This window comes from Pseudohongiella sp. (assembly GCF_040877505.1).
Lineage (GTDB): Bacteria > Pseudomonadota > Gammaproteobacteria > Pseudomonadales > Pseudohongiellaceae > Pseudohongiella.
Window position 1 is genome coordinate 57,444 of record NZ_JBBDNQ010000038.1, and the last position, 20,542, is coordinate 77,985.

Sequence of the window (20,542 nt, forward strand, 5' to 3'; positions counted from 1 at the left end):
AGGCTGCTATGGAGCCTGCATGAAGAAGGTATTTCTCCTGGCCAATGTTCTGGTGGCATTGGTACTGTGCATTATAATCACACGCAGTGCCCTGGTTGACCGTGCGCAGGTCATCGAGGCGGCATACAACGAGCTTGAAAATGTCACCGCTGCCCTGGCTGAGCACACGCAGCAGACGTTGATGGCGCTTGACCTGGGTCTGGTCGCGGTTGCCCTGGTCGGCCAGGACAGCTTGAACGATCCGGACGCCCTGAACCGGGTGGTGTCCAATCGCCAGGCTGCATCTGTCAATACCTACGCGTTCTACGTGCTCGATCGCAACGGACGCTCGCTGTCCACCTCCCGTACCACAGATCCTGAGCCCTTTGATTTGTCACGCTATCGTGAATTTACCGTGCATCAGGAAAACGCACATGACGGCATGTATATCGCGGTGCCGCGACTGGGTGTGGTCGGCCTGGCGGAAGGTCAATGGGTGATCAATGTCAGCCGCCGGATTCCTGCTGCCGATGGCAGCTTCGCCGGTGTTGCTGCCGCGTCAATGTCGATGGATTACCTGAGTGACTTTTATGATGCGTTGCGCGCTGGGGATCAAAGTGCATTGGGACTGCTGTCAGCTGAAGGCGCCGTCATCGCCCGCAGTCCGTTTGATCCGGCTCTGGTGGGCGTCGATTTTTCACAAACGTCCCTGTTTCGCCAGGTTCTCGGTTCCGGCACCGAAGGGCGCGTCACCGATATCGCGCTGCAGGGCGAGGTACCGAGGCTGTCGGCTTATCGTTATACCTGGGATAACCAGTTGATCGCCTATGCCAATATCACCGAAGCCGAAGTGCTTGCCGAATGGCGGGGCCGCTTGCTGTCGAAGATGAGTATCGGGCTGCTGATGATGCTGACATTTGCGGGCAGTTCGGTAGCGACCATTGTGCTGGCCCAGCGTCAGCAACAGTTTGCTGAACAGACTTTGCGGACGAAACAACAGGCACAGGCCGATGTCAACGCGGCAAAGGCCGAAATAGAAACCATCTTTAACGCTATTTCTGATGCCGTTTTTTCGCTGGACTCAGAGTGGCAATTCGATTTTCTGAACGCAGAAGCAGAACGCGTACTGGAGCGTCCCGCGGGTGAGCTACTGGGCAAGAGAATCTGGGAAGAGTTTCCCGAGTTGGAAGAAACCGGATTTGCCCGGCTCTACAAGGAGGCGAGGACGACAGGAGGTTCAGTTGCCATGGAGCAATATTACCGGCCTCTGAATAAATGGTTTGTCATAAAAGCGTACCCGCATGACAAGGGAATGACGGTATACCTGCAGGATTTCACCCGGCAAAAAGAGATGGAGGAGCGTCTGCGGCAGGCACAGAAAATGGATGCGCTGGGTCAGCTGACAGGTGGTATTGCCCATGATTTTAATAATCTGCTCACGGTCATTCTGGGTAATATCGACATGCTGGCGGAGCATCTGCAAAAGGCGCCTGAAGGTATTCGCGGGCAGGCTGATGTGATTCGGATCGCTGGCGAACGGGCGGCCGAACTGACCCACAGGCTGCTGGCGTTTGCCAGACGACAGCCACTGAATCCACAGCAGACCGATATCAACGCGCTGGTGCTGGAAGCCAAGCAACTATTGGAACGAACCGTGGGGGCGGATATCAACATAGAGCTGGTTTGTGGCCAGGATTTATGGCCTGCCATTGTCGACCCACATGAGTTGCAGAATGCCATTCTCAACCTGGCGCTCAATGCGCGTGATGCCATGCCATATGGTGGCAAACTGACCATTGAAACCGGCAATTCTTCAATTGCGCCCGAGTATGCTGATTTACACGGCATGAGCGCAGGTAATTTTGTCATGATTGCGGTATCAGACTCCGGTTGCGGTATGCCGCCTGATATCGTTGCTCAGGCGTTTGATCCGTTTTTTACCACCAAGGAGGAGGGTAAAGGTTCCGGTTTGGGACTGGCCATGGTGTACGGTTTCGCGCGTCAGTCTGGTGGGCAGGTCAAAATTTACAGCGAATCGGGACAAGGAACGACCGTCAGGTTATATCTGCCGCGGGTGTCCGGAAACGCTGAGCCGGAATATCGAGCAACTGCCAAAACGCCCGACATGACGGGTGGCGACGAACATATTCTGCTGGTTGAGGATGATGAACTGGTGCGGCGTTATGCGGTTACCAGTCTGCGCCAGCTGGGGTATCAGGTCAGCGACTTTGGTGATGGTGCGCAGGCGCTGGATGCGCTCCGTGAGGCAGCGAATACAGGTGCAGGATTTGCGCTGCTGCTGACAGATGTGGTGCTTGCGGGTGGCATATCGGGTAAGGAAGTGGCGACAGAAGCGGCCCGGATCGATCCGGGCATGAAAATACTCTACATGTCCGGTTATGCCGAGAATGCGATTGTTCATCACGGTCGACTGGATCCGGGCGTCAATCTGCTCAGCAAACCTTTCCGTACCTCCGATCTGGCGCGCAAAGTCCGCGAAATGCTGGATAGCTGAGCGACAAGCACATGGCGGCTGATTGCCCGATGGTGTCATAATGCTGCGCTATGACAGAGCATGAAACAGATCGCGCAAACAGTCTCTCAAACAGTCTCTCAAACAACAGGCGGCCCTGGCGTCGACGTTTGACCTGGGCGCTGGGACTGGGCCTTGTTATCGGATTTATCTGGCTGATCTGGATTGACTACCAGGTGCGCCGCGACTTTGAAGCATTGCAATGGGCACTGCCGGCGCGTATCTATGCCCGGCCTGCAGAGCTGTACACAGGTGCCCATCTCGATGCGGCCGGTCTGACAGACTATCTGCAGCGTCTTGGTTATCGCCAGGTAGAAACCGTCGCCGGACCCGGTGAATATCAGGTCCAGGATCGGCAGATGCGGTTGCAGACCCGGGGCTTTCAGTTTTGGGATGGCCGGGAGCCAGGTGTCCATGCCCAGGTAGAGTTTCGTGATTCCCGCATCGCTAGCGTCAATGCCGCGCCGGTTACTGATGCTGTGCCCGCAGCGGGTCGGGCATTTGAGGGTTCGCTGCCGTTGGTCCGCCTCGAACCTGTCGAGATTGCCCAGATCAATCCCGACACGGGCGAAGATCGACTGCCAGTATCGTTGGATCAAGTTCCGGAATCGCTGGTGCAGGCCATCATCGCGGTTGAGGATCAGCGCTTTTATCAGCACTGGGGCGTCGATCCGAAGGGTATTCTGAGGGCGTTGTGGGTCAATCTGCGTCGGGGTGAAGTGGCGCAGGGTGGCAGCACGCTAACCCAACAATTGGTTAAAAATCTGTACCTTACCCAGGATCGCACGCTGCGCCGCAAGATTGAAGAGGCTGTCATGGCGCTGGCGCTTGAGCTGCATTTCAGCAAGGACGCGATTCTGGCAGCCTACCTGAATGAAGTCTTCCTGGGGCAGGACGGCAATCGGGCTATTCACGGCTTTACCCTGGCCGCGCAGTATTACTTCGCCCGCCCGCTAGCAGAATTGTCATTGGCTGAGCTGGCCTTGCTGGCAGGATTACCGCGCGGCGCATCATTTTACAACCCCAGGCGCAATCCCGAGCGTGCGATCAATCGCCGCAATACCGTACTTTTGAGTATGCTGGATCAGGGCTATATCTCCGCGGATGAATACGATAGTGCCCGTCAGGCAGAATTGCTCACCAGCTCGCAGCCGGTGCGTCGCAACCGGGCGTATCCAGCGTTTATGGATCTGGTGCGCCTGGATCTGGCGCGAGACTATGATGCCGAGGCTTTGCGCTCAGAAGGGCTGCGCATTTTTACCACTCTGGATCTGCGCGTGCAGGGGGCTATGGATGCGGTGCTGGAGCAGGCCGTGTCAGCCGTTGAAGTGCCGTCGGACGATGGCGTCAGACTGCAGGCCGCGATGGTTATAACCGACAGTAATACCGGTGAAGTCCGGGCGCTGACCGGTTCCCGTCGCCCGGGTGCCGTCGGGTTTAACCGGGCTCTGGATGCGGTGCGTCCAATTGGATCTTTGGTGAAGCCAGCCGTCTATCTGGCGGCGCTGGAATCGGGCAGCTTCAGTCTGGCCTCGGTGTTGTCGGATCGTCCTGTTGACCTGATGACAGACAATGGGCAGCAATGGTCACCGCGAAATTATGATGATGAAATGTTTGGTGATGTGTATTTGCATGACGCCCTGGTGAGCTCACTGAATCTGGCGACGGTCGACCTGGGCGTAAAGATCGGTGTCGATTCTGTTGTGGAGATGCTGGAAAAAATGGGGCATTCGCGCCCGATACCCGAATACCTGTCTGTGCTACTTGGTGCAGTGGATATGGCGCCTCTGGAAGTGGCACGGTTTTATCAGACCCTGGCCAGCAATGGATTCTATTCACCGTTGCGTTCGGTAGAAGCGGTGACAACGGGACAGGGTGAGAGGTTGCAGCGTTATGGTTTCGAAACCGAGCAGGTGGCGGATGCCGCATCGATGTTTCTGCTTGAGCAGGCGTTGCAGGATGTGTTTGTAGATGGCACGGCACGATCTGCTGCTGAGTCTCTTGCGGACAATCTGCCGCTTGCCGGCAAGACCGGTACTACCAATGATTTTAGGGACAGCTGGTTTGCCGGCTACGGGGATGACCTGACTGGCGTTGTGTGGCTGGGTCATGACGATAATCGCAGTACTGGCCTGACCGGGGCGACAGGAGCCTTGCAGGTATGGACCGCAGTCATGAAACAATTGGACATACAGCCCAGACAGACACGGGCACCGGATGTTATCGTGTGGGAAGAAGTGCCGGAGCGGGCGGCTGTGAGGCCGACAACGGAAAGTTGTCGTGATACTCGATTATTGCCGTTTCGTGCAGAGCAGTTACCTGTGGCTGTGACCGCATGCCTGCCAGGGGAGTCAATGTTGGAGCGGGTGTTTGATCGAATACGGAATTTGAACCCATGATATCGCGCGTGTTGTTGGTAATGGTGACTGGCCTGGTATCGGCCTGCGCCAGCTATGGACCGGACAACGGTCAGCCGACACCGGTCGAGCGCAGTGAACCGGATGCCGTCGAGTCACCTGCGATCGTGGGGCCACCGATGCCACCTCCGGGCAGAGAGCCCTCAGCGTCTAGACAGCCCTCAGCCGGCGGAGAGCCCTCAGCGCCTGCCAACCCTCAAACCCCTGCGACAGCAGCCTCCACGCTGCTGGCCTCAGTCGACACGGCAATTGCGGCGGGGGATCTGGAGCGGGCCGCAGCTATCGGCGAGCGGGCATTGCGCATCAGCCCTCGCGACGCTACGGTCTGGTATCGGCTGGCCAGCATACGCTTCCGGCAGCAAAATTATGATGATGCCAGAGGGCTGGCGAGAAGAGCGCTCAGCTATGCCGGTTCTGATGCTTCGTTGCGTCTGCAAATCAACGATCTGTTGGATCGTTTAAACAGTCTGTGATGCAAAAAAGCGTCATGTATCCTGCTTGAGTTTTTACCCGGCTTTTCAGCTGGGCAACGGATCATCAAGTACAACGGAGTGTTTTATGAGCGACAGCAGTAGCCGCGACGGTGGTTGCGGCCAGGCTGGTGCGAAAGATAAGGAAACCACCAACCTTGGTGCCATGCTTGATGCCCTGTCTGATGCAACGTCGGGCGTTGACGATGTTTGCCTCGATGATGTTCTGCTGGAGATAGGCCGTCGCTCGTTCGGACCGGTATTGTTATTGGCCGGACTGGTGACGTTGGCACCCATTGTGGGTGATGTGCCGGGCGTGCCCACCATGATGGGTCTGATTGTGTTGTTGACTGTGGGCCAGTTGGCCCTGCAGGCTGAACACTTCTGGTTGCCGGACTGGTTGCTGCGTCGATCGGTATCGTCGGAAAACATGCGCAAGGCAGTAAAGGCGCTCAGGAAGCCGTCGCGTTTTATTGACCGGCTGCTAAAACCTAGATTGACCATATTGGTACGTGGTGCATCCAGGTACGCCGTGGCACTGGCCTGTGGGGTGACCGCACTTATGACCCCTGCGATGGAGTTTGTCCCGTTCAGTGCCAATGGCGCGGGCCTGATCTGGACCCTGTTCGGGCTGGCCCTGATCACGCGTGATGGTCTGCTGGCATTATTCGGCTTCTGTATGACCGCTGGCGTTATAGCGATCATCGTCGCGAACCTGGTTTGACATGGTGCCCGCGTCACGTTGATTATTTGCCTGTATTGACGACTTTCTTTAGTATGGTACGGGGTTTGAGAGATACACTGTTATACTCACCGCAACAGGAGATATGCAATGGCTACAGCTAAGAAACAGGGATCGGAATCAGAACTGGAGGCGAGCAAGCTGGCCGCCAGAGAAGCGCTGGACAAGTTGCTGGAAGCAAAGGAGCATTTCCGTCATGCGGCTGAAATAGCGGGCCTTGAAATGAAAGGAGATGCACTTGATCAACTGGTCAAGGGCAAGGACAAGGCTGACGATTTGACGCGCTCGGCTGTGGACTACGCAAAGACGAATCCCGTTCAGGCGTTGGCAATAGCGTTTGTCGGCGGGTATGTACTGTCGAAGTTGTTCTCCAGAAATTGAACCGGGTACGATGAGCGACGATCAACACGATCCGACGCAGCTACCGGACGATGATCGGGCCAGCAACAAGGCGCAGGATGACGCGGGTGCCTGGCTGGCCTGGTTGAGGCAGCTTACTGCGCTGGGTTCGGCGTTGTCGGTGCTGGCGACAGCTGAAATGAGGCTCGCTGGCGGCGACTTGCGTCGGCTGCTACTGCTTGGGTTATTCTTTTTCCCGGTTGTCATTTTCACCTGGCTGGGCCTGTCGCTTTTTGTCTCTTGGCTGAGCTACAGCCTGAGCGGTCTGCCCGGCGCCGGTTTCTTCACTTTCTTTGTGATACAGGTGATTGCTGCTTTGACGATGCGCCATCTGTTCAAAAAGTATCGACGTAGTCTGTCGATGCCAATGACTCGCAAATACCTGGCTGAAATCGTTGAGGATATCAAGCGTGGGCCGTAAAGACCTGGTTCTTGACATCGAAGCTGCGTCACTTGCTGTTGAGCTCGAACATGTGCGGACTCAGCGCCTGGGTATGCGGCCTTTGCTGACGCTGCGCCGCAATCGCGGCTGGCTTGTTCCCCTGACAGGATTTGTGGCTGGCTGTACCGCTGGTAGTGCATCTGGCCGGACAACGGTGTCAGCCTTGCTTTCGGCCGGGTTCGCCGCCATGCGCTTGCAGCCGCTAGTCGCCCGCTTTCTGAAAATGCTCTAGACGTCAGTGTACAGGCTGAAAAAATAATCGCACTATCTGAGTAACGCAGGGATGAGTAAAGAAATAACTGATCAAGAACACCATCGTGAAGACCTGCCTGTTAATTTGATAACACGCGTATTGCAAGGGTTGTTGGCGCTGGCCATGTTGTACACCCTGTATTTTGCCAAGACATTACTGGTGCCCATTGTGGTCGCCCTGCTGTTGACGCTGCTGTTGATTCCCGCTGTCAATTTTTTCCGCCGTTATCATGTGCCCAGGGCGCTTTCAGCCATTGTGTTGATGTGCACCATCGCCGTACCGTTTACCCTGTTAGGTATGGAACTGGCCGGGCCGGTGCAAAAGTGGGCACAGCGTTTGCCTGAACTGTCAGCAACCTTCACACAACAGATTGACACCATGACTTCGGCCTGGAGCGCATCACCAGAGGAAGATCAGGAGGATCCGTCGCGAGCATTTTTTTCCAGACTGTTTGGCGGCGAGGTCGAAGTAGAAGAAGAGCTGAGTGATGGCAGTAGTGCGGTAAGCGAGCGACTTACCCAGGGCGGCGTGGAGCTCATGGTCTATATGCTGGCGGCGACGCCGATATTCCTGGCACAGCTGGTGACCTGTTTGACGCTGACGATTTTTTTGCTGGTGTTTGGGGCCCGCCTGTTTGAGTCGGCGATCCGGTATCTGCCTGCAGTGAAGGACAAAGATGCAGCGCATGGGCTTATTGATAATATTGAAATCGAGCTGTCGCGCTACATCCTGACGGTCAGTATCATCAACTCATTGCTCGGCCTGACAACGGCTGGCGTATTGTGGTTGATTGGTGTCGAGGATGCCCTGTTGTGGGGGGTTCTGGTGGGTCTGCTTAACTTTGCACCCTATGTTGGCATGTTCATTGGTTTGAGCCTGCTGGTGCTGGCAGGTCTGGCGCAGTATGGGTTTGTCGCGTTTGCGCTGGTGCCGGCACTGGTTTATTTTGTCATCAATGGTATTGAAGCACAGTTTGTGACGCCGACTGTGCTGGGCAAGCACATGCGCCTGAATCCGCTGGTGCTGATGATCTGGCTGATCATCTGGGCCTGGTTGTGGGGGGTTGTTGGCGTTCTGCTGGCGGTGCCGCTCCTGGTCTGCATCAAATTGGCCGCCAGCCAGCTTAATGTTCCGGGTCATTGGATCCAGATAATCGAAACCCGCGCATGATATGTCCGTAAAACCAGATAGCAGACAATGCCTTTTCTGTGGCCTGGTGAACAGGCAGCCGCCTGGTGAAATCACGGATCGTCATCTGGAACCCCTGTGTGTCAAGTGTGATAACCCGTTGTGGAGTCAGGGTGATGATTCCACATTGACAGCTGACATCGCACATCAGCGTGAAACTGTGCAAGAAGCGTTGATGAAATTTGAGGTTGCGCTGAACCGTTGCTGGCAACAAAGTTATGCGTCGCAACTACGGTTGATCGTAGGTGGCGGACTGATCAGAGATGCGGTTTTGGGCGAGCTGTTTTTTCTGCGCAGCAAAGGCACAGTTCTGGACTTCAGTGAGGAAAATCGGGGTTCGATCCTGATTCAGGTACGTGAGCCGCGCATGCGTCGGTAGACGAAGTTTATGCCGCTCCCGATACCCTGTACCACAGCTTTTGCTGCGACCCAAAAGGACAGGCGGGCGCGCTGGCCCCATGACAGACCCTTGCTGGCGCGCCAGGACTGCAGATGTCTGCGGAACCAGGGTTGATTGTGTGCGTAAGTCGATGCCCGGCGCGACACTCGAGTCAGCAACAACGCCGCCAGGAACAGAAACAGAACGCCGGGAATGATTGGGAGTACCAAGCCAATTATGCCGATCAGGACAAAACCGGCAATCAACAGCAATGCGATGATTTTGGCGTACAGTGGCAATGGACGAAAATGTGGTGAAGGTAAGTGCACAAACACGCTCCCGGAGTTTCTGGTCTGATCATTAGACCGTCGAAATGACGATCTCAGTGCAGTTTACCTAGCAGTGATTGTGCCAGTTTTTAAGCTTTTGATTATTAAGCTTTATATTCTTGCTTAATGTGAGTCGGTTAGCGTCAGAAACCAATAAGTGGCCAGTTTCACCTGTAAGCATAAAAGGGGACGGAGGTTTTTAGCGAAGCCAGATTCCTCCGTCCCTTTTATGCCCCCGTCATGCCTTCCCTTATCGTGCAAGGTATGCGCGGGCCCTTTGCAGTGCCGGGCGATCAGAATCGGCGGTTTCAGCGACCCTCAACAGATCCTGATAATAGCCGTGTGCTGCTTCGGTGTCACCCGCATCGTGCGCAGCTTGCGCTGCGCCTTTCAGCGCCAGAAAGCGGTTGGGTTCTTTCTGCATGGTTGCCTTGAACTCAGTCAGCGCAAGCTCGGGATGCCCGGCTGCCAGCAGCATCATGCCAAGAAGCTCGCGCGCGGGCGCCAGGGGGCCCGGAGACACCGCCGATTTGTCAGTGCCGTCCTCAATTTCCGCTGCCTCCCGTAACTGAGCAAGGCCCTGATCATGGTCGCCCTGTGCAAAGGTCACCCAGGCTTTTGCAACCTGCAGTTGAATGTCGATCTGCTCAGTCCAGTAGGCATCGCGATTGTCTTCTGCGCGTTGCTTCAGGGCGGCCAGCATTTCAATGTCTGCCGCGGCTGCATCCGGATGTGCGCTGCGAGCGGCGCCCACCGCGCGGGCGAAATGTGTCATTGCCTGTGTGTGTGGTGTGTCAGCCGGGTTGACAGCAAGATTTGCCGCTGCGTTGAAATCTTCCCGCTCCAGCGCGTAACGGGCCGGGATGGCCGCAATTGCAAACGCCCCGGCCTGGGTTGCGCCGACGGCTGTGATATTGACCTGCTCGGTCAGAGACAGTGCCCGTTCGACCACACCTGCTGTGGCACGGTCCTGTCCCATCTGCAAATAGGCGTAGGTCAGGTAGTCCAGCGCATGCAGTTCCGAGCCGACATCATTGTCGTTGCGTGCCGCCTGCGCCGCACGTAGGTTGGTCCCGACGGATTCCTGCCACATGCCCACACGGGTGAAGGTGTGCGATGGCATATGCAGGGCATGCGGTGCATCCGGTGCCAGCGAGGCATATACCTGTGCCGCATTCAATGCCCGTTCGGCCAGCGGCGGGTGGTCAAAGGCATGGATAATATAATGTGCCAGTCCGGGGTGGTCCGGGTGTTGTTCGAACAGGGGCTCCAGGATCGCAGCGGCTTTCAATTGATTTGCATAGGTTTTGTCACTGGCCTGAGCATTCTGGTTAATGGCCAGTGCGTAGAAAATTTTGCCTTCCATGTCTTCGGGATAGTTGTCAGTCAGATCACGCATGGCATTTTCGTAGGCCAGAGTCCGTTGCGACTGGTTTGCCGGCTGATTGTCCGCAAAAAGCTCCGCAACGGCGCCGATATAGGCAGTTTCCCTCGGTGTTGGCGAACCGGTACCCTGAGCCAGAGTCACGGCCGCCTGACCGCGTTCGAGTTGCCGGGCGTTGCGCTGGCCGGCGAACGGATTACCCCAGTGGCTCAATGCAATGCCCCAATGAGCGATGGCGCAGTTCTCGTCCACGGCCAACACCCCGTTAAACACGTCGATGGCCTCCGCGAACCAGAACGAATGCATCAGGGCGACAGCCCGGTTGAAGTCGTCCGAAGTGGCCGCTGTGCAGGAAGTCCGGAAATCCACATTGGCGCTGCCCACCTGACTGGCGTCCTGTGTGCTCTGGTTATGGTCCTGCGCAGTCGCATGATGACCCAGTGTAAGCGCAATCAGTAGTGTGAGGGCCTGAAGTCGACGTACCATGATTGATCTCCTGTTCGATTGAATATCTACTGTAACAAATTTGCGCAGGGCACGGAGGGATTATTCTCTGATTCCTGCGGCCCTTTCAGTCACCTTTTGGAGTTCTTGGCGGAAGGAAATATTTATTAATAAAATCATGTTGGTGCTGGACAAATCAAATAATTAACGTGAGAATGCGGTTGCGGCAAAACAACAATGACGACAACCAGTGGGGCAGACGGTATGCGGAACCTGACACCAGCACTTGTAGCACTACTCATGTTATACGTGGCAGATCCAGCGCAGGCCCAGACCATGCGCGGGTCGCGGGCATCCATGGAACAGCAGAACCAGCATGCGGTGATGCACGGTTACACCTTCGTCCAGACCTCAAGCCAGGTGGCCGAACTGGTGGATAATGGTGAACTGATGCGTGTCAGCGCAAGTCGCACCATGGCTCTGCACAATGTGTCGTATCCCTACGCGCGTCCGGCGGTCAAAACCCTGATTGAGCGGTTGAGCAACCAGTATTTTAATGCCTGCGGTGAAAAACTCACGGTTACCAGCCTGACCCGGCCCATCGCCCGGCAGCCGGCCAATGCATCAGACGATTCAGTTCACCCTACCGGCATGGCGGTAGATCTGCGTATTCCATCCAACGGCCGCTGTCGCGCGTGGCTGGAAGGAACACTGTTGTCGCTGGAAAGTAGCCAAGTGCTTGATGTTACCCGCGAGCGTCGACCGCCGCACTACCACGTCGCCATATTCCCGGAACCGTATACCAATTATTTAGCCACCATCACAGGGCAGACTCGTGAGTACACCGTGCTGCGCGGTGATACATTGACTGCCGTGGCTGCTCGTATGGGTACCACCGTCGCGCAACTGCGTGTTGCCAATGGTCTGCGTAGCGATTTGATCCACATAGGGCAGAAACTGACCGTTCCCGGTGATACCGGCGGTTCGTCGACCACTTCGGTCGCCAGCGCTGCATCGGCGCCCATGGTTCGTGAAGTCACTCACGAAGTGCAACGCGGAGAAACGTTGTGGCGCATCGCCAGCCGATACGAAACCAGTGTCGACGTACTGCGCCGCCAGAATGACCTTGCCGGTGATCTGCTCAGAATCGGCCAGACTCTGCGTGTGGTACTGGACGGTTCCTAGTTCTCTATCGTCCGGGCCAGCTAGCGGGTACAACAAAAAAGCGCTCCGTTTCCCGCCAGGCAGCCGTTTTACTGTCATAAGTCAGTGAGGCAAACAGTCGTGGTGTGTCGCTTTCTTCGATTTCCGCAAACGCCCTGTGCACCGCTTCCTGATCAGGCGCAACAGACTGTAGCCAGGGCCCCAGCCAGTGCGGTTTGCGCAATATTACACACTCATCCAGGTTTCCCAGTTTTCGCGCCTGCTGAAGATAAAGCCAGCGGCCGCGTAAATGACCGGCATCCGCTGTGGCTGGCGACGGCAACTCGTTGTCAAACGGATAAAACAGATAACCCGGCATGAATATTCTGTTTATTGACGGAATCGAAATGCCGGCGGCGGACAATGCCGTGTGAGTTTCCGGCAACTGGCAGCGCTGGCTTTGCATCCGCAGCATGCGCTCGGATTTTAAATCCAGTCGATCACGCGCATTCGGGCCATACCAGCGTATGTCAGTGCTATCACGCGCCATGTATCCCAAATAAAATTTAACGGCAACTTCATGGTGCTCATTGTGGCCGCTGTGCGGATTGTGTACAACAAAATCCAATTCCCCCAGCGTAATGCCGTTTGCCCTGATCGGTAGATTTCTGGCCACCACTGTCCACGCCAGAATATCAGTCATCAGACATTCATAAAGCTGCTCGAAGTACAGACCAAGGCGATAATGGGGAGTCTCGGTCAACACAGCGGGCCCCCGCTCGGGATATCTGTCCCATTGTGCGAGAGTGCTCATCAGATCTGATGGCAGTAAGTCGGTCGGTCTGAAGTTTAACGCGCTATTGATGAGTTGAGGGCTGTGGCACAACCAGGCCAGATGCCTGACTGCCGGGGTCTGGAATGTTGCGATTCGGACGGGTGGCGCCAGGGTCAAACGGTTACGTCCAGCAACGATCCGATCATGGCGTCAGAGGTGCTGAGGACTTTGGCTGACGCATCAAAGAGATTCTGATTCATACGCAGCGCGACCAGCGGTTCCGTGACGCCGGACAATTCAGCATTGATGTTTGCACCGGCATCATTATTCCGGGTGTTCAAGCGGGCAATGTCAGCGGCAGACTGGGTCATGCCCTGGTAGGCGGTCTGCATGCCGTGAAGACCGCTTTGCATGGTTGAGTTGATCATCGCTGTTTTGATCCTCGTTATGCACTACAGCATTCGGGCCAGAATCTGGACCAGGATGTGCGGACCTGCACTGACTTCTCAGACTACTGTTAGTCGGCAAACGGGTCAAGCCCGGCGCGCAGACAGCCTCAAAGAAGGTTGACGCGACGCGAGCATGTAGCGGAATGTTGGTTGCTGCTACTGTGATAGCGCGGTATGCTTGCCGCGATCCTTGGCTACAGGCAGCCTTGCTGCGAGACATTTTCCATGCATTTGTGGGCAATTCCTTCCTTCCTGGGCGCCTGCGTTACTCTGTATATGTCAGTGTACGCATTCAGGCGTATCCAGCGGCCGACCGGTGCTTACGTAGCGGCTCTGGGCGCCGCCATGGCTTGGTGGTGTGCCATGCAGTGGGGGAGCCTGCTTTGGCACAACCTGGATTACCGCTACCTGATCTCCCAACTGCAATATGTTGGTATCGCCTCCGTGCCTGTGCTCTGGTTGTCGGTTGCACTGTCCTACTGCGGGTATCATGCCTTTCTGTCACGCTGGTATCCTGTTCTGTGGATCATGCCGGTACTCACGGTGGGGATGGCCATCAGCAATGAATTTCATGGCCTGCTGTGGCAGCATTTTGCGCTAATTCCGGGTGAGCCTGGCCTTTCGATTGACTACGGCCCCTGGTTTCGTGCCAACGTTGCGTTTTCATACATGAGTGTGCTGGCTGGCACGGTGCTCATCTGTATTCATATTGGTTTGTCACCGTTATACAGGCTGCAGTTATTAGCAACGATGCTGGCACCTGTAGTGGTGCTGGGTGTAAATCTGCCATTCGTCATGGGTGGCAGGTATCTGCCAATTGACCCCACGCCAATCGGTTTTGTGATCGCCGGCGTTTTGATGCTACTTGTCACCCGGAGGCGTTTCTTTTCAGCGCTGCCCGTGGCGCGTCGTCTCACTATGGATAATATGAGTGATGGTCTTTTAGTCGTTGATAATGCCGGTATCATCGTGGACTCCAATCCAGTCGCGCGTAAGATGCTCGGTGCCGAGCTTACCAGTGTAGGCAGCCCCCTGCCCGATGTTGTCGCCGAAGAGCTGAACCTGCACGAAGACGAGCAATCGGATGTCACCCTCGCAGATGGTCGCTGCCTGAACATCAGAATATCTGACGTGACCACGCGACGCCATGTCAGAACCGGACAGGTAATTTTGTTTCGGGATGTCACACAGGAGCGCGATGCGCAAAAAAAACTGATGGCAGCCGAGGAAGAGTTGCGAACGCTGAATGAACAATTGCGTGCAATTGCCAATACAGATGACCTGACTCAATTGGCTAATCGGCGCCGATTGTATGAAGTATTAACCAATGAGTGGTCGCGTGCAGAGCGCCATCGCACGCCATTATCGATTATTATGTTTGACTTTGATCACTTCAAACACGTCAATGACACATACGGTCATCAGATTGGCGACAAGGTACTGCAACTTGCGTCGCAGAAACTGACAGAGGTTACCCGCCCTGAAGACCTGCCTGCCCGTCACGGTGGAGAGGAGTTTGCCTTATTGCTGCCGGAAACGTCCCTGGAACAGGCAGTCAATGTGGCCAAAAAAGTGCATAAAACGCTGGCTGGTGTGGTCTATTCCGATGGCAAGGGGACTGATTTTTCAGTAACTGTCAGTCTTGGCGTCGCCAGCAAAGAGTCAGGTGACACCAGCCATGACAGCATGGTAGCCCGGGCTGACAGGGCGATGTACCGGAGCAAGAATACGGGTCGCAACGGCGTCAGTGTGGCGCGCGGCGAAGCCCTGGACCGGCTTGAGGGTTGATGGCGTCTGCGGGCAGAACCGGGTTAGCACGAAGCTGCCCGGTTCTGCCCGAAGGCTGTAGAGAAAGAACCTGTCAGGTCACGAAAGAGGCGTTTTCAACTGCCGGTAGAAGCTGTCGCATTTCTCGCCCTGATTCTCCGGCGACTGCGTCAACAGTGACACCACCGGAATAACCACCAGCGGCACCAGTGTTGTGAAATAGGCCGCGACATCGTTCTCCAGATGCAGGAAGAATGTATTCACCGCCCAGGCCAGCAGGCCCAGGCCATAGCCCGAGGCGATACCCCAGAACACACCCTGTTCCGTTGTTTTGCGCCAGTAGAATATGAAGCCGATAGCCAGCGCCGGTGGCACCACCATGGCAAAGCCGAGCAGCAGCAGTTCAAGCACAGAGGTAATAGGCAGCAGACAGGCGAGTACGCCGGCAAACAGGCCATAAAGTACGCTGGTAACCCGATAGGTTTTAAGCTTCTTTTTGGGTTCGAATTCGGCTGAACCGGGTATCCAGTCATTAACAAACAGGGTGGCGCTGGACAGCAGGATAGGCCCGCCAGAAGAAATCAGGGCTGCCAGCACCGCAGCAATGGCAATGCCACCAATGATAGGTCCGGTGTCGGTGGCGATCTGGGTGATGGTGGCATAACTGCTGATGCCACTTTCGGTGCCGTATCGCGCCACGGCCTCGATACCAATGATCGAGGCCAGAATGGGCATGATAGCAGCCAGTACACCCGCGATCAGAAACGCCGGGATCAACAGATTCTCGGTGCGGGCCGAGCTGGAGTAATTGACATAGACCGATGCTGCCGGCGTGTGAATGACGGCCGAGAAGAACATGGCAATGATCGGGAACCAGCCCAGGCCAACAAAACTCCACCAGCTTGTGGGTTCAATGTCAGAGCTCAGCAGCGCCACATCGACTTTTTCCTTGATGCCACTGATGCCGCCAAGCTCATTGCCGGCGATAATCGCTACCGCGCCCAGGCCGAACATGACAACAATCACGTGAATCACGTTGGTGGCTGATGCGCCGCGCAGTCCTGAGAATGTGGTCGACATGATGATGATCACGGCGCCCAGCATAATCGCCACTTCGCGGTTGATGCCAAACACAGCGCTGATGATGATACCGACCAGCAGCGGCTCCAATATATTGATGATCAGGTATTCGGTCTGCACACACAGACTGGTCAGCCAGCCGTTGCGCGAACTGTTGTGACGTTTGACAAACAACTCGCTGATCGTGGTCAGGCGCAGGCGACGATAGGGCACGGCAAACAGCAGGCCTACCAGTGCCAGGGCAAGGAAAGAGTTGACGCCATACCACATGTTCCAGACACCGGTGTTCATGGTGTCACCGGCCACGCCGTATGTACCGGCACCGCCTATACGGGTGCCGGCGATGCCGGCAGCAATCAGCCACAAACCCATACCACCGCCGCCAATGGCCCAGTCAGCAGAATTTTTATTGCGTTTGGTCAGGTAAACACTTACCAGAGCGATAAGTGCCAGATAGACGATAATCGTCACGCCAGCCAGGTTCATTGGAATCCCCCCGGAATTTCCTTGTACTAATGGTTTCTTGTATGAATGTGCTTGTCTGGTGCTGTGGCATTGAGATCAGGACCGACCGAAAGTGACGCAGCGCCGAGCCTTGAGCAGACATTGCGGGCCGATTGTATAGCGCTGCCGAGCGGTTGTTAACCATTATTTTGTGGCAAGCTGCAACTCAGGGGCTTTCTGAGCCGCGAGCTGCAACGTCGCGGATAAGATCGGGGTTCTGCAAAAAGGCCATGCTTTCCGCTGGCGTCAGGAAAGCTTCAAGATCATTGATTGACGTTGACTGCTTTGCCTTTGCGGACGCCAACACCATAGCAGGATTAAAGCCGGTTTTATCCGGGTTTACAGGTATCAATTGCGCACAGTGCCAGGCACAAAACGCCGGGTCAGTGGTTAGTTTCACGAAAGCTGAGATCTGTTCCGCCGCCGGCCCCGCTTTTTTGCCAGCCAGGCGCTGAGTAACGCAGCTCAGTATCGGCCCGGGACGTTTCTCTTCCGGCGTGCGTAAGATACCGATTCGTTTTAACACCTGACCGGGGCCCCGTTTTCCGCTGGCCCAGGACAAGAAGGCAGAAGACATCAGGCCAGCCGTTACCGGTAAGGTCCACAAAAACAGGTCATGGTGTAGATAATATGTCAGGCCTGATATCGCGACGCCAACTGCCATGTGCCACTTGTGCCGACGTAGCGCGTCTGTGATTGAAATTGAACCATCATCCCTGCGTTGGGGTTTCCAGCCGCTGTCACCGCCGGTGAATATTTCCCAGACCATACGGCTTTGCGCCAACATCATGATGGGGGCAACCAGCGCCGATAAAACAACTTCAGCAAGAACGCTGAGCGTGAGCAGGATGGGACCACCATACCGGAAACATCGGCGAAGATTAATGATGGCGCTGCACCAGCCGAGGAACTTTGGCAGTAATACAATGCTCATCGAGACAATAAACAGATTGATGGCACGTTCTGAGTCAAATACTGGCCAGGTTGGAAACAAAGATGGCTGGGTGAAGTACTCCGGGCGGGTGAATTCGGCCTGCACGGCAAGCAGCAGACCGGTAGCCACCAGCAATAGCCAGAACACCGCGCTCATGTAGGCCATAATGCCTGACAGTATGTGCAGGCGATTGGTCATTGCCAGACCTTTGGCAAACAAAAAGCGCGAGTGTTGCAGATTGCCCTGACACCAGCGTCGATCGCGCACCATGACATCGGTAATTGAGGGTGGTGGTTCTTCATAACTTTCGTGCAGGTCGGTTGCCAACTTCACGCCCCAGCCGTTACGCCGCAGCAAGGCCGCCTCGATGAAATCGTGGCTGATCACATGGCCGCCAAAGGGCGGTTTGCCCCGGAGTATGGGCAAGTGTGCCGACGACGCAAACGCGGCAGTGCGGATAATCGCGTTGTGGCCCCAGAAGTTGCTGCCCTCGCCATGCCAGATGGACAGTCCGTTACTGAAAATCGGCCCGTATAGACGGTTGGCGAACTGTTGCAGGCGCGCATACAGAGTATTGCCCCAGACAATGGAAGGAACTGTCTGCAGCAATCCCAATCCGGGTTCTGCCTCCAGGCGCCGGGCCATTTCTATCATGGTCGCCGGGCCCATGATGCTGTCTGCATCAAGGACCAGCATGGCCTCGTAGCCACCACCCCAGCGCATGACCCAGTCGGAAATGTTGCCCGCTTTACGCTCGCTGTTGTCACGACGATGACGATAGTGAATGGGGCAATGCTCGCCGCTGGCAGCAATGAGCTCACGAAAAGTGAACTCTTCGTTGATCCAGGCCGATGCCTGATTGGAGTCACTGAGAATGAAAAAAGAGAATAGCCCTGGCGCCTCTTTGGACAGACCGTCTGCCATTGCTTCAATGGCAGACGCAACCCGCACCGGGTCTTCATTGTACACAGGCACCAGAACAGCAGTCCTGATACCGGGTGGCCGGTCATGAACATGATGACGGCCCAGCAGATCCCGTGCCATGAGCAGCAAAAAACCAAACAACGCCTGCACACCGGCAAAACTGATCCAGGCGAAATTGACAGAAAACAAAACCAGAAATATCCACTGCACAGCGGTAATGCTGCGGTTCATGACGGCGTACATTTCATGCACACCATAACTGGTCAGTGCCAAGGTAGTGACGGTCAGAGTTAAACGCATGAACCAGGTCCATGCCCGGAACATGGACCAGCCGCTGCGCAACGACAGGCCAGCGGCATGCTGTCCCTGACGCGGCATGTTGAGTGGACTTTCCGGAGGAAGCGCCAGTCGGGCCTGATTGGCCCCGGGGTTATCCGCCGGTCCAGCGGTAGAACCAGGTTTCTCCAATTGCCTCTCCTTGGTAAGCGGGTCTGACCCGGATTTCACTCAAATCGGCCCCTTGCGGGTCAAAGGTAACAATAACCCGAGCGCCGTTCAGGTGGTTGGGTTGCACAATGGTTTCCAGCACCGTGCCAGCCGTCACAGTGGCATCGAAAGTAACGTCATTCAAGGCAATATCCGCTGGCAGATCGCTGTAATCAATCACCATCTGCGGAAAGGGCTGGGCCAGCTTGAGACCATATGCACTGCGAACTACCCGGCCGAAGTTTTCAGGTAAAGGCCGGTCGTCAGGCCAGCTCATGTGATATGCAAAACGGAATGGTTCGCCTGGTGTCAGCGGTGTTGCCGGACGCCAGTAGGCGACTATATTGTCATTGAATTCAGAAGGGGTAGGAATCTCCGCCAGCACGACATGACCTTCACCCCAATTGCCGACCGGACGGACCCAGGCTGATGGGCGCCGATGATAGTTTGCCTCGAGATCCTGGTATTCCTCGAGTGTGCGGTGGCGTTGCATCAGTCCAAAGCCCTGCGGGTTGTAATCCATGAAGGCGCTGATCTGCAACCCGCGTGGATTGTTGAGAGGCCGCCAGATGTGTTCGCCCTGACCATTGATCATGGCCAGACCGTTGGAATCATGCACGGCACTGCGATAGTCGGGTATGTCAGACGCATCCATGCTGCCAAAGGTATACATGGATGTCAGCGTGCCTATGCCGATGTGACGAAGCTCGCTGCGGGCAAATAAGGTGGCTTCCACATCCATGCGCGTCGGGGCGCCAGGGTAGATGCCAAAGCGGTAGGCGCCGGTCACACGCGGGCTGTCCAGCAGGGCGTGGACCACAATACTGTCTGCCCGCGAAGACGGACGTTCAATCCAGAATTCGCGGAATACAGGAAACTCTTCACCCGATGGTTCCGCAACATCAATGGCCAGGCCACGTGCCGACAGGCCGTAGGATTGCCCTTGTGACACTGCGCGGAAGTAGCTGGCGCCCTGGAACACGACAAACTCATCCTGATATTCTTCATTGAATGAGTAATGCAGGCGGAAGCCAGCAACTTTGGCGATTGACTGCAAGAGTTGGGCGACCTCGTCGGACACCCCCTCAAAGGCGTCATCAGTTAGTGGAATGGGCATGGCGACAGCGTTTTCCACGATGGAGATATCAACACCGGTATCGTAAAGACTGCCGGGCGCGAAAAACTCTATGGAAAACCGGGTCGGCGTTCCGCCCCAGATGGCAGCACCTTTGCGATAACGGATACTGCGGTACTGATCGTAGTCCAGGGACAACAATTCATCGGGTACCGGCTCCAGTGGCACAAATGGCGTTTCCGCCAGAGATTGTGCGGCATCAATGACCACGCTTCGTGAAAAACGTTCGCTCTGAGCAGATGCCCAGGCGGGCAACAGCAGCAGGATCAGGGAGGCCAGTACGGCCGGGGTACGTTTGACTAACATCATTTCAGGGATGGAGGCGTGAAGCCTTGACTGCATGATTCACTCCGTTTGAACCTTGTGTCCGCATTTAGCCTCGCTAA

Annotated in this window: 18 protein-coding genes; 11 read left to right on the forward strand and 7 right to left on the reverse strand. The window is 55.8% G+C overall.

What is annotated here, in order from left to right:
• Nucleotides 1-19: 19 nt before the first annotated feature.
• The 9 genes from WD071_RS13755 to WD071_RS13795 all read left to right on the forward strand — a co-directional run bounded on the left by WD071_RS13755 (nucleotide 20) and on the right by WD071_RS13795 (nucleotide 8,802).
• Complete coding sequence (locus WD071_RS13755; RefSeq protein WP_368048962.1) at nucleotides 20-2,494, forward strand: ATP-binding protein; 2,475 nt, start codon at nucleotides 20-22, stop codon at nucleotides 2,492-2,494.
• A 128-nt stretch (nucleotides 2,495-2,622) separates the two neighbouring features.
• Entirely contained in the window at nucleotides 2,623-4,911 is a 2,289-nt protein-coding gene (mrcB, locus tag WD071_RS13760) for a penicillin-binding protein 1B (protein ID WP_368048963.1), read from the forward strand.
• Nucleotides 4,908-5,402, forward strand: coding sequence for a tetratricopeptide repeat protein (locus WD071_RS13765; RefSeq protein WP_368048964.1), 495 nt, complete (start codon nucleotides 4,908-4,910; stop codon nucleotides 5,400-5,402). Before mrcB ends, WD071_RS13765 begins: the two co-directional genes overlap by 4 nt.
• Before the next feature lie 85 nt (nucleotides 5,403-5,487).
• Entirely contained in the window at nucleotides 5,488-6,123 is a 636-nt protein-coding gene (locus WD071_RS13770; protein WP_368048965.1) for an exopolysaccharide biosynthesis protein, read from the forward strand.
• A gap of 108 nt (nucleotides 6,124-6,231) precedes the next feature.
• Nucleotides 6,232-6,522, forward strand: a complete 291-nt coding sequence (locus WD071_RS13775) for a hypothetical protein (protein WP_368048966.1) — start codon at nucleotides 6,232-6,234, stop codon at nucleotides 6,520-6,522.
• 10 nt (nucleotides 6,523-6,532) lie between these two features.
• Complete coding sequence (locus tag WD071_RS13780; protein ID WP_368048967.1) at nucleotides 6,533-6,961, forward strand: hypothetical protein; 429 nt, start codon at nucleotides 6,533-6,535, stop codon at nucleotides 6,959-6,961.
• The gene (locus WD071_RS13785) at nucleotides 6,951-7,214 is read left to right on the forward strand and encodes a hypothetical protein (RefSeq protein WP_368048968.1); all 264 of its coding nucleotides are present in this window, start codon (nucleotides 6,951-6,953) and stop codon (nucleotides 7,212-7,214) included. Before WD071_RS13780 ends, WD071_RS13785 begins: the two co-directional genes overlap by 11 nt.
• 51 nt (nucleotides 7,215-7,265) lie before the next feature.
• On the forward strand, nucleotides 7,266-8,405 hold the full coding sequence (locus tag WD071_RS13790) for an AI-2E family transporter (protein WP_368048969.1): 1,140 nt from the start codon (nucleotides 7,266-7,268) through the stop codon (nucleotides 8,403-8,405).
• Nucleotides 8,406-8,451: 46 nt separating this feature from the next.
• Nucleotides 8,452-8,802, forward strand: coding sequence for a hypothetical protein (locus tag WD071_RS13795; protein ID WP_368048970.1), 351 nt, complete (start codon nucleotides 8,452-8,454; stop codon nucleotides 8,800-8,802).
• Here the strand turns inward: WD071_RS13795 and WD071_RS13800 are convergent.
• Together WD071_RS13800 and WD071_RS13805 are read right to left on the reverse strand one after the other, a co-directional pair.
• Nucleotides 8,772-9,131, reverse strand: coding sequence for a DUF454 family protein (locus WD071_RS13800; RefSeq protein ID WP_368048971.1), 360 nt, complete (start codon nucleotides 9,129-9,131; stop codon nucleotides 8,772-8,774). The genes WD071_RS13795 and WD071_RS13800 overlap by 31 nt on opposite strands.
• Nucleotides 9,132-9,381: 250 nt before the next feature.
• Nucleotides 9,382-11,001: a tetratricopeptide repeat protein gene (locus WD071_RS13805; RefSeq protein WP_368048972.1), complete on the reverse strand. Its 1,620-nt coding sequence runs from the start codon at nucleotides 10,999-11,001 to the stop codon at nucleotides 9,382-9,384.
• A gap of 195 nt (nucleotides 11,002-11,196) precedes the next feature.
• Between WD071_RS13805 and WD071_RS13810 the strand changes: the two genes are divergently transcribed.
• The gene (locus tag WD071_RS13810; protein ID WP_368048973.1) at nucleotides 11,197-12,144 is read left to right on the forward strand and encodes a DUF5715 family protein; all 948 of its coding nucleotides are present in this window, start codon (nucleotides 11,197-11,199) and stop codon (nucleotides 12,142-12,144) included.
• 4 nt (nucleotides 12,145-12,148) lie between these two features.
• Here WD071_RS13810 and WD071_RS13815 read toward each other — a convergent pair whose 3' ends face one another.
• Nucleotides 12,149-13,054 carry a DUF1853 family protein gene (locus tag WD071_RS13815; RefSeq protein ID WP_368048974.1) on the reverse strand — a complete coding sequence of 302 codons (906 nt, stop codon included), beginning with the start codon at nucleotides 13,052-13,054 and terminating at the stop codon, nucleotides 12,149-12,151.
• Nucleotides 13,051-13,305, reverse strand: coding sequence for a hypothetical protein (locus WD071_RS13820; protein ID WP_368048975.1), 255 nt, complete (start codon nucleotides 13,303-13,305; stop codon nucleotides 13,051-13,053). The genes WD071_RS13815 and WD071_RS13820 overlap by 4 nt, the downstream gene beginning before the upstream one ends.
• Before the next feature lie 246 nt (nucleotides 13,306-13,551).
• Between WD071_RS13820 and WD071_RS13825 the strand changes: the two genes are divergently transcribed.
• A complete protein-coding gene (locus WD071_RS13825; RefSeq protein ID WP_368048976.1) occupies nucleotides 13,552-15,114 on the forward strand; it encodes a diguanylate cyclase in 1,563 nt (520 codons plus the stop codon).
• 78 nt (nucleotides 15,115-15,192) lie between these two features.
• On the opposite strand, the gene WD071_RS13830 is transcribed toward WD071_RS13825, so the two are convergent.
• The 3 genes from WD071_RS13830 to WD071_RS13840 form a co-directional block, all read right to left on the reverse strand.
• The gene (locus WD071_RS13830) at nucleotides 15,193-16,659 is read right to left on the reverse strand and encodes a sodium:solute symporter (protein WP_368048977.1); all 1,467 of its coding nucleotides are present in this window, start codon (nucleotides 16,657-16,659) and stop codon (nucleotides 15,193-15,195) included.
• A gap of 184 nt (nucleotides 16,660-16,843) precedes the next feature.
• Nucleotides 16,844-19,003 carry a glucans biosynthesis glucosyltransferase MdoH gene (mdoH, locus tag WD071_RS13835; protein ID WP_368048978.1) on the reverse strand — a complete coding sequence of 720 codons (2,160 nt, stop codon included), beginning with the start codon at nucleotides 19,001-19,003 and terminating at the stop codon, nucleotides 16,844-16,846.
• Nucleotides 18,966-20,498, reverse strand: coding sequence for a glucan biosynthesis protein G (locus WD071_RS13840; RefSeq protein ID WP_368048979.1), 1,533 nt, complete (start codon nucleotides 20,496-20,498; stop codon nucleotides 18,966-18,968). Before WD071_RS13840 ends, mdoH begins: the two co-directional genes overlap by 38 nt.
• Nucleotides 20,499-20,542 lie beyond the last annotated feature (44 nt).